We start from the raw sequence: 7,881 nt of genomic DNA on the forward strand, positions 1-7,881 counted from the left end.
TCTGGCCGTAGGATATAATAATTTTGAATCCCTTTTGAAAGGAGCGCAGAAGATGGATCTTCATTTCAAAGAAAGCGATCTTTCCGAAAATATTCCTGTTCAACTGGCAATGTTAAGCATTTGGTATAATAACTTTTTTAATGCTGAAAGTGAAGCAGTAATTCCTTATACTCAATATCTTCACAGATTGCCGGCCTATTTACAGCAGGCAATTATGGAAAGTAATGGTAAGAGTGTAGATCGTAATGGAAATAAAGTAGATTATCAAACCGGAACCCTTATCTGGGGAGAGCCGGGAACCAACTCACAGCACGCCTTTTTCCAATTAATCCATCAAGGCACTAAATTGATCCCTGCAGATTTTATAGGGTTTAAGAAAAGTCTCTTTGGTGACATCGACCATCATAATAAATTAATGGCCAACTTCTTTGCTCAAACTGAAGCTTTGTTGCAGGGAAAAACCTCTGAGGAGGTTAATAAAGAGCTTGAGGAGAAAGGCATGAGTTCAGAAGCCCGGGAAGAATTGCTTCCTTTTAAGGTTTTTGAAGGTAATAAGCCTACAAATACCCTTCTCTTTGAGAAACTCACTCCTGAAAGCCTGGGAAAATTAGTGGCTTTGTATGAGCACAAAATCTTTGTACAGGGAGTGATATGGGATATCTTCAGCTACGATCAATGGGGGGTAGAATTAGGAAAACAATTAGCTACTAATATTCTTACAGAAATCGAATATAAACAGCTAAAAGATCACGATTCTTCTACTAAAAACCTCTTAAAGTTCTTTTTGCAGTAAAAATAGCAAAAATGTTAACATCTTCTTAATAGTTTTAACTCCTCTTGAATTAGATAGTTGAAAAAAAGTTTTAGTTTTGCTGCGTAAAAGATGCTAAAGTTAAAAATCTTAACATTTAGGTAAACCTAAATACCGAGGTTTTAGCTTCTTTTGCGGCGAATATAAAACTCAACAAACAAAAATTAAACATGAGGAAACTATTAGCTTTAGCGTTGTTTTTAACAACTGCTACCATTTTCGCTCAGGGAACCCTTACCGGAAAGGTAATGGATTCTGACATGGGAGGTCCGCTTCCCGGGGCAAACGTTATGATCGTGGGAACCAACACTGGTACTACTACAGATTTTGACGGGAATTTTAGTCTTAGAACTGATAAGACTTCAGGTGTAGTTGAAATCAGCTTTGTAGGGTATGAAAAGCAAACCCTTGAATTTTCAGTTTCGAATGGTCAAACGGTAGATCTTGGCGAAATTACTTTATCTCCAGATGCCGATGCGCTGGATGAGATCGTTATTACTAGTTTTTCTTTGGCAATAGATCGTAAAACTCCTGTGGCAGTTTCTACCTTAAAAGCAGAAGAAATCGAGACCAAATTAGGGAACCAGGAATTCCCTGAAATATTAAAATCTACTCCTGGGGTTTATGCAACCAAATCAGGTGGTGGTTTTGGAGACGCCGAGCTAAGACTTCGCGGGTTTAACTCTGAAAATATTGCCGTAATGATAAACGGTGTTCCCGTGAACGATATGGAAAACGGGAGAGTTTACTGGAGTAACTGGGCAGGTCTTTCTGATGTTACTCGTTCTATGCAGGTACAACGTGGGCTAGGTGCTTCAAAAGTTGCGGTGCCTTCTATTGGTGGAACAGTGAACATTCTAACTAAAACAACTGATGCTCAAAAAGGTGGGAATTTATTTATGACCACCGGTAATGATGGATATCAGAAATACGGATTTACACTATCTACAGGTAGACTGGATAATGGGTTTGCCGCTACTATTTCTGCCTCAAAAACTTCAGGAAATGGATTTGTAGATGGAACCGAGTTCGAAGGTTACTCATACTTCGTAAATATTGCTAAAGAATTTGGTGAAGATCACCAATTGTCTTTTACTGCTTTTGGTGCTCCGCAAAGACACGGTCAGCGTCAAAACTCTATGTTAATTGAAACCTATAGAGAAAGTGAAAGAGGTATTAAATTTAACCGTGACTGGGGTTATATGAATGGGCAGGTTAAGCATATTGAAGATAACTTCTATCATAAACCACAGATTTCTCTTAATCATTACTGGGATATTTCAAATAAGACTCAACTTTCTACTGCCGTGTATGCTTCTTTCGGTACCGGTGGTGGTGGCGGATATGACGGTGAGAATAAATTTGGTCTGGATAGTGAATACCGAAATGGATATTTACAACCGGTACAAATGGATAAAATTGTTGAAGAGAATGTGGAACGCGGCGTTTTAGGATCTGAAACTATTCTTTATGCTTCGAGAAATGACCATAACTGGTATGGAGCGCTTTCTACTCTTTCTACTGAAATCACTCCTGATATTGACCTTATAGGAGGGATCGACCTTAGATATTACAAAGGAGAGCACTTTCAGGAAGTTACCGATTTATTAGGAGGATCTTACTGGCTGGACAATGAGAATGAAAATAATCCAAACAATCCCGCTGAAGTTGGTGATATTATCAACTATTACAACGACGGAATTGTACTTTGGGGAGGTGGTTTTGCTCAAGTTGAGTATTCAAGAAATGACCTTTCTGCTTTTGTTTCTCTTGCTGCTTCCAACACTTCATATAAACGTAAAGATTACTTCAATTATCTTGATAGTGATCCCCAGCAAGAAACTGAATTTGTAGACTTCTTTGGATATAGTGTAAAAGGTGGTGCTAATTACAACTTAGACGATAACAACAATATTTTTGCAAATGTTGGATATTTTGAAAAAGCTCCATTCTTTAATTCGGTATTTCTTAATTATGTAAATGAAATAAATGAAGATGCTGAAAATCAAAAGATTTTTAGTGCTGAATTAGGCTATGGTTACCGTAGTACAAATTTTAGAGCTAATGTGAATGTTTACAGAACTCACTGGAATGACAGAACACTAACTCAAACCTTCCAGAATCCTGATCTTACCACAGGAACTGCAAACATTCTTGGAGTAAATGCTGTTCACCAGGGAGTGGAGGTAGATTTCTCTTACAGACCAATTCCTGAACTAACCTTAACCGGGATGGCTTCTTTAGGGGACTGGCAATGGCAAAATGACGTAACCGATGTTCAGATATTTGATGAAGAGCAACAATTGGTTAGAACAATAGATCTTTATATTGCTGATCTTAAGGTTGGTGATGCTGCTCAAACTACTTTTGCTTTAGGAGCAGATTACGAAGCAATTCCTGGAACAAGACTTCGATTAGACTTTAACTATTACGATAATCTTTACGCTGATTTTGATCCAAATAACAGAAATACTCCTGATGTGGTTCAAGCCTGGGAAGTTCCCGCTTACGGCCTGTTAGACTTCGGATTAACCCATAATTTTAAATTTGGTGGTTTTGACGCTGTATTAAATGGAAACATCAACAACTTATTGGATACCGAATATATTGCTGATGCTCGTGATGGAAATAAATCTAATGCAAGAACTGCATTAGTTTACTACGGATTCGGAAGAACTTACACTCTTGGTGCTAAAATTAAATTCTAAAAAATAAAAAATGAAAAAGTTTAGCTATTTACTTATACTTATTCTCGGGTTGGGCTTTACGGCTTGTGAGCCTTTGGAAGACATCCACGACGAGATTGATGCGGAGCTGGATGAAAAAGCGGTGGCAGGATCACTGGACTATACCTTAACCGATGATGATTACGACGAACTCGGGTTAGGATACTATAGCTTTAATTCTGAGGATGAAGCCAAGGAACTAATTCCTGTTTTACTTGCTGATTTATATCCTGCATTGGGAGCCGGTTCTTCAATGAACGTGTCCTTCGATCTCTATGATCCGATCAATATTGAGGAATATACAGTAGCCTCCTCAGAATATGCCGAAATTGGACTTCAAGAAAACTACTTCTCTGGATTTGGAGATATTGAAGACTTCCTCTCTTATAAATTTCCACAGGCCGAACAGGGAGAATATGTAGAGCTTACTTACCAGGTTCTTGCCGATGAGGAAAATTACACCCTTACAGATGATGACTTTGAGCTAATCCAGGATGAACTAGGTGATACCTATCCGGATCCAACTTCAAGTGCAGCAAATTACGGTAACTTTGAGAGAAGAGAAAGTAATGATGCTTATTGGAGTAACGAAATGATCCTTGAAGCTATCAATGTTGTGCTTTTAGAAAATATTGACGGGGTAATCGGTCAAAAATACAATGTCTCGTATGACATCTATGACGGAAGCTCTGGAAGCGAGAGCATGACTGTGCAGTTTGATGGTAATTCTTATATCTCAGCCGGAGGTACCGCTTATGAATTAGATAATGATGATTACGATCTTATCGGTACTGAACTTGGGGATGATTATCCTGGTCCTGCTGGTAATGCAGCTCAATACAATAGTTTTGATATTAGATCAAGTAGCGATAATTTCTGGAGCCAGGAAATGCTTCTGGAAGCGATTAACGTGGTACTTATGGAAGAATATCCTGCTGCAGAAGAGGGAGCTAAATTTGTAGTTTCCTATGATGTATATAGCGGTAGTGTATCAACCGTTATCACTTCTGTTATAATGGTGGATGGCGTATATGTGATCGATGAAGATGCCTCTGTTTCTACTATCGAAGAAACTAAAGTTTATGCCTATACTAATGGTAGTTGGGATACTCCTTATACTTTAGATGCCGAGGCATATACTGAAATGGGCCAGAGCTATCCAAACTTTGATGATGAGGATGAAGCCATATACAAGCTTGAGATTTATCTGGGAAAGGTTTATCCTTATGCCGAAGAAGGTGATTTTGTGGCTCTTGCCTATGATTTCTATTCAGGAGGTACTTCAACCCGTTATGCGAATTTCATTTACGAAAATGGAAAGTGGAATCACATTCCTAGCGTTATCGAAACAAGTATTCAGTTTGGTCATGACGGTACTGCTTGGGTTCCGGATAATACTATCTATTACAGGTTAACTGGAAGTGATTATGGAATTATAGCCTCGGTTCTTGAGGATGAATATCCTTTGGCAGTTGAAAGTATGAATAACTACGGTAACTTTGATCGCAGAGATAATGTAGATCAATACTGGAGTGATGAGATGTTACTTGAGGCAATGGGTGTTCTGGCTGATGCTATTAACCCTAATGCTGAAGTAGGGCAGAAGTATGTATTTACTTTTGATATTTATAATGGAACTAACACTACTGAATCTTTAAGTATAATTAAGGATGAGAGTGGAGAATGGATACTTAATGAGTAAAATCCAATTTTAATAATAACTTTAAAACCTCTTATCTGTTAAGGATAAGAGGTTTTTATTTGCCGGAAAGTTCATTTGCTTTCAGGCAGTTTTATAGCTTTTAATGGAAAAGGGAAAAAAGATGATGAAAAAATTATTTTTAATAAGTCTAATAGCTTTCGGCATAAATGCCTGTAGCAGTGATGATGGAGTTGAACCTGTAATTGAACCGCCAGTAGAAAGTTCACCAGAAGCCGTGGATGATGCCCTTAATGCGAGGGAAAACACTGAACTGATTATTAAAGCTGAAACCTTGCTTTCTAATGACGAACTGATAGACAATGCCAGAATTAATTCAATTGATTCGGAAACTTCAAATGGAGGGACACTTATAGATAATCGGGATGGTACCTATACCTATATGCCGCCTGAGGATTTCCAGGGTGAAGATAAGTTTTCTTATACCATTTGTGTGCCGGCCAGTGACCGATGTGATACTGCCGAAGTGATTATTACCGTTGGAGACGCCGGAGACCCGGTGGCAAGAAACGATCAATATGAGATCCAGGAGGGTTCTTCCATTAACATAAAAAATTACCTTGATAATGATGATCTGTTGGACAATGCATCTCTTTCTACAATAAATACAGATGATACAGCAGGTTCTGTGGTTTTGGAAAATAATGGTTCCTTAACCTATACTCCAGCATATGGATTTTCCGGGGAAGATACATTCTCTTACACAATCTGTGATGCCGATGAGACTCCCGCCTGCTCTACCGGCGTAGTAACGGTTTTGGTAATAGACGCCGGATCTCCAGTGGCTAATGATGACTCTGTGATTCTCGAGGTGGGCAGTTCCGAGACTACTCTGGAAAATCTTCTAAGAAATGACGAGCTTCTTGATGATGCAGAAATAACTTCTATAGACGTATCTAATACCAAGGGAGTAGTTACTTTAAAGGAAGATGGTACTATCAGTTATCTTCCACCCGCAGATTTTGAGGGAAAGGATTCTTTTACCTATAACCTGTGTGATAATGACCTTCCTGTCTCTACTTGCAGTGAGGCCACGGTAAATATTGAGTTAATATCTGCAATGAGTTTTAATATTCCGGCAGAGTTGACAGATTATTACAAGGGGTTGGCTATTTCGGTAGATGAAGACATGAATTATCAGGTGCTTTCAGACCTTACTATAAGTAAGCATACTACTATTTTATCCTACGCAGAGCGTCACGAATATCTATATGAAGCTGATGAGGATTTAGATGACCCAGATAATGTTATACTTATTTATTCCGGTGAAAGCAGGTATTGGGAGGAGTACTGGTCTGGTTCTAATACCTATTCTCCCCAGACTTTTAATACTGAACATATTTTCCCTCAATCCCGTCTAAGTAGTGACGAAGCTGCAACAGACTTACATCATCTTAGAGTGGCTGATGCCGATGTAAATGAACTGAGATCTAACAATCCTTTTGTTGATGGTAGCGGGGATTATGCCCTTATCAATGAAAACTCCTGGTTTCCAGGTGATGAATGGAGAGGAGATGTGGCCCGAATGGTATTATACTTAAATCTAAGGTATAATGAAGACATTAGCAAAGTGGGAAATATTGAATTATTTCTTAAATGGAATAGAGAAGATCCTGTGTCTGATTTCGAAAGACAACGAAATGAAGTGATTGAAACAGCCCAGGGGAATAGAAATCCATTTATTGATAATCCTTACTTGATTACTCTAATCTGGGGAGGGGAAGCTGCCGAGAATACCTGGGACTAATCCAGCCTAATCAATGATTTTTAACTCAAAGTTAGATTTAACAATTTTTAAAATGACTTTTAGGTTTAAATATCAGCTAAACCCTGCTTAGATTAAGAATGGCCGAGGCTATTTTTTATATAATGAAACCACCCCTTTTTGGGGTGGTTTTTGCGTTTTAAACTTTTGAAATCAAAAATTTACTAAAATCACCGATAGGTATAATGTCTAAATGATGAAAGCCTCATTGGGCGTATCGAAAAATTTAATTTGAAAAAATTGTTAATTCATTTTTCTTTCTCTGTTTTAGTTTGATCTTTTTTTCTCTCGGCTTCCTTTTCAACAAACTTTTTATGCTGTACTTCCCCGCCAAAATCACTGGTTCTCTTATAAATACTTTCAAAAACTTCTGCTTTGCCATAAAGGGTAATGACATCGTGGGGCAAAATTTTTGAATTTCCCGATGGAGAACCCAAATAGTCTTCACCTTTTCTCTCTATTCCCAGTACAGTTATGCCTTCTTTTCTAAGTTCTAATTCTATTAAAGTCTTATTGGCCAGCCAACTGTCTTTCTCTACCCGCATTTCACTTACATGGTAATTGTCGTGCAAATGCAATACAGCGGCATAATCCTGTACATTTATATCGGTATATTTTTTCAGCATTTTGCTAATCAATTTTGACAGTCCGCGGTCTACCCAATCACTTCTAATGCCCCACCATAATATGGCGAGTCCTACCACAACTATAAGCAATGCATACAGCTTAGCTGCATTGCTATCTGGCAGCACAAAGGTTAGAATTAAAGAAGACATAGCGGTTACTATACCGGCATTACCTATAAGCATGAGGCTGTATATAATTTTTCTACGAACCGGGTGGTTCATTATTTTTTCAG

At 38.2% G+C, this 7,881-nt stretch carries 4 protein-coding genes and 1 pseudogene; 4 read left to right on the top strand and 1 reads right to left on the bottom strand.

Annotated elements, in window-relative coordinates:
• The 4 genes and pseudogenes from pgi to VIM94_RS07005 all read left to right on the top strand — a co-directional run.
• Window positions 1-793, top strand: a pseudogene (gene pgi / locus VIM94_RS06990) (glucose-6-phosphate isomerase); the annotation flags it as partial.
• A gap of 188 nt (window positions 794-981) precedes the next feature.
• Window positions 982-3,519 (top strand): TonB-dependent receptor, encoded by a 2,538-nt coding sequence (locus VIM94_RS06995; RefSeq protein WP_332038573.1) that lies wholly within the window; start codon window positions 982-984, stop codon window positions 3,517-3,519.
• A gap of 10 nt (window positions 3,520-3,529) precedes the next feature.
• Window positions 3,530-5,239, top strand: coding sequence for a hypothetical protein (locus tag VIM94_RS07000; protein WP_332038574.1), 1,710 nt, complete (start codon window positions 3,530-3,532; stop codon window positions 5,237-5,239).
• A 103-nt stretch (window positions 5,240-5,342) separates the two neighbouring features.
• On the top strand, window positions 5,343-7,004 hold the full coding sequence (locus VIM94_RS07005) for an Ig-like domain-containing protein (RefSeq protein ID WP_332038575.1): 1,662 nt from the start codon (window positions 5,343-5,345) through the stop codon (window positions 7,002-7,004).
• A gap of 266 nt (window positions 7,005-7,270) precedes the next feature.
• On the opposite strand, the gene VIM94_RS07010 is transcribed toward VIM94_RS07005, so the two are convergent.
• On the bottom strand, window positions 7,271-7,881 hold a 611-nt coding region (locus VIM94_RS07010; RefSeq protein WP_332038576.1), incomplete at its 5' end, for a TrkA C-terminal domain-containing protein.

Origin of the sequence: Salegentibacter sp. (assembly GCF_036568425.1) — a bacterium.
Classification (GTDB): domain Bacteria; phylum Bacteroidota; class Bacteroidia; order Flavobacteriales; family Flavobacteriaceae; genus Salegentibacter.

Coding starts and splice junctions, on each gene's coding strand:
- VIM94_RS06995 (WP_332038573.1), top strand. CDS start 982: ATGAGGAAACTATTAGCTTTAGCGTTGTTTTTAACAACTGCTACCATT.
- VIM94_RS07000 (WP_332038574.1), top strand. CDS start 3,530: ATGAAAAAGTTTAGCTATTTACTTATACTTATTCTCGGGTTGGGCTTT.
- VIM94_RS07005 (WP_332038575.1), top strand. CDS start 5,343: ATGGAAAAGGGAAAAAAGATGATGAAAAAATTATTTTTAATAAGTCTA.